The sequence below is a fragment of the Streptomyces beijiangensis genome, from assembly GCF_017315755.1.
Lineage (GTDB): Bacteria > Actinomycetota > Actinomycetes > Streptomycetales > Streptomycetaceae > Streptomyces > Streptomyces beijiangensis.
In genome coordinates this window covers 1-2021 of sequence record NZ_JAFLRJ010000625.1, presented here as the reverse complement: position 1 = coordinate 2021, position 2021 = coordinate 1, and the positions used below count along the sequence as shown (strand labels likewise).

Annotated in this window: 4 protein-coding genes and 1 pseudogene; 1 reads left to right on the top strand and 4 read right to left on the bottom strand. The window is 71.7% G+C overall.

From position 1 onward, the window contains the following. Nucleotides 1-118 precede the first annotated feature (118 nt). The 4 genes from J0695_RS37670 to J0695_RS37655 all read right to left on the bottom strand — a co-directional run bounded on the left by J0695_RS37670 (nucleotide 119) and on the right by J0695_RS37655 (nucleotide 1682). Nucleotides 119-268 (bottom strand): hypothetical protein, encoded by a 150-nt coding sequence (locus J0695_RS37670; RefSeq protein WP_206969297.1) that lies wholly within the window; start codon nucleotides 266-268, stop codon nucleotides 119-121. Nucleotides 269-337: 69 nt separating this feature from the next. Then, on the bottom strand, nucleotides 338-670 hold the full coding sequence (locus J0695_RS37665; RefSeq protein ID WP_206969296.1) for a hypothetical protein: 333 nt from the start codon (nucleotides 668-670) through the stop codon (nucleotides 338-340). Between the two features lie 100 nt (nucleotides 671-770). Beyond that, entirely contained in the window at nucleotides 771-1442 is a 672-nt protein-coding gene (locus J0695_RS37660; RefSeq protein WP_206969295.1) for an ANTAR domain-containing response regulator, read from the bottom strand. A 27-nt stretch (nucleotides 1443-1469) separates the two neighbouring features. After that, the gene (locus tag J0695_RS37655) at nucleotides 1470-1682 is read right to left on the bottom strand and encodes an EF-hand domain-containing protein (protein WP_206969293.1); all 213 of its coding nucleotides are present in this window, start codon (nucleotides 1680-1682) and stop codon (nucleotides 1470-1472) included. A 121-nt stretch (nucleotides 1683-1803) separates the two neighbouring features. Between J0695_RS37655 and J0695_RS37650 the strand changes: the two are divergent. Next, nucleotides 1804-2021 (top strand): annotated as a pseudogene (locus tag J0695_RS37650) (GNAT family N-acetyltransferase); the annotation flags it as partial.

Here is a 2021-nt window from a genome sequence, read left to right as displayed (position 1 = left end):
GGCCAGCCCGACGTGTCGGGCGCCGCCAACGACGGCAGCCCGCTCCGCTTCACGGTCACCGTCGGCTCGTAACGGCACAGCGGCACGGGGCCCGGCGTGCGCCGGGCCCCGTGCTGCATCACGCCTCCTGCTCGCCCCGCTCCTCCCGCCGCTCGTCGGCCGCGGGTTCGGCGGCCTTCTCCGGAAGGGCGCGGGCGCGCGGCGGGGTGAAGCGGGCGGCCTCGGCGCGCAGCATCGCGTTCAGTGCTGCGAGGGGGTCGATGGGCATGGCGAAACCGTCCTTGGGGCTGGTGCTGTGTGTGGGGGGGTGCTTCCGCTGTCCGAGGGCACGGGCCTCTCAGCAGCGCAGCACCACACAGCACACGGCCCGCAGGGCGGCGGCGCAGGAGGCCGGGCCCGGGAGACGTACGCCTTCGTGTGCGTACGGGACCGGAACCGCGGCCGGCACTCCGACGACCGGCCGCAGCGGGCAGAACGGGCCACGCCGCCCGGGGGCCTGCGCCGGGGCGGCGGCCTCCGCATGCGGTTCGCTCTCGCAGCCGGCGGCGTGGGAGGAGATGGCTTCGGAGGTACGCACCTGATGCCCCGGCTCGGCCGCGGCATCGTGCGCGAGCAGCCCGAGGAACGCCACCATCAGCGCCACCAGGACGGGCCGGACCGCGATCACCATGGAACTGTCGTATCCCGGACCGGGGGCGAGCACACCCCGAAGACCTGCAGGTTCACCCGGATTAGGTCACCGGGACTGTCCGCCCGGGGGCAGGGGTCCGCTACTCGGGTGCGGGATCGAGCACCAGCTCGCGGTCCACGACCGCCTGCGCCACGCTCCGCAGCTTCAGCCGCCGCGACCGTGCATGGCCGCGCAGCACTTCGAAGGCGGTGTCGGGGGCCACCCCCAGCTGTTCGGCGAGCATGCCCTTGGCCTGCTCGATGACGACTCTGTTGGTCAGCGCGGACTTCAGCTGACCGGTGGTCTCCCGGTGCTGCCGCAGCTCGCGGTACTGCGTCAGCAGCAGTACGGCGAGATCTCCCAGATGCTGCGCCGAGTCGACCTCCGACGGCGACAACTCGCGTTCCGCGCACAGCAGTTGCAGTACGGCGACGGGACCGGAGCCCTCGGTGCCGTGCAGCGGCAGCAGCGTGGCGGTGGTGTTGCCCTCCGCCAGGGCGTGCTCCGCGAACTCGGGCCAGCGCTCCACCTGCTCCCGGAGGTCCACATTGACCAGCGCACTGTCCTCGTCGAGGCATTCGGCCCCGGGCCCGCGACCGCCCCCGCTGCCCTCGGCGAGCAGCACGCTCGCCGAGGGCAGCGCCAGCAGGTCGGTGCAGTACTCACTGAGCTGACGCATGAGGTACGGCGCCTGCTCCTCGTCCGCGGCCAGCGCCGCAAGGCCGACAGCGCTGCTCATCCAGCGCTGCGCCTGTACGTGTAACTGCTCCATGCCACGCCAGATTACCTACGACTGCCACTACTTGTTGAGCGCGGCCCAGAACTCCTCGAAGGAGAGCTTCCCGTCACCATTGCCGTCCTTGGCCCTGATGATGGCCTGGGCGACGGTCTCGGTGACGTTGAAGTCACCGAGCTGCGCCATGACGCTCTTGTACTCGGCAGCCGTGATCCGGCCGTCGCCGTCCACGTCGAGCCGCCCGAACGCCGCGCGTGCCTCTTCGATGTCCGCCACTGGGTCCACCCCTTGTTCGATGCCGTGCTTTTTGACGCTGGCCAGATTAACTGCCCGGGTGAACACGCAGTGCGGCGGCCGGCGGCCGGCCTTCGCTCAGGCCGAGGAGAGGGACGAATTCGTGAGTGACTCACTGGCGGGCATTCTGGCAGCGGCGGCGCGCGGCCGGTTCCCGGCGATGGACGGCGCGGTGACGGTGCTCGGGCAGCCGAGCGCCCGGGACGCGGGGGTGCTGGCCTTCACCGCGCACTCGGTGGTCTTCACGGACGAGGATCCGCGGTGGGTACGGAAGGAGCTGGCGGCGGCCAGGAGCGATGCCCTGGCCGCGGCCAGCTCCTT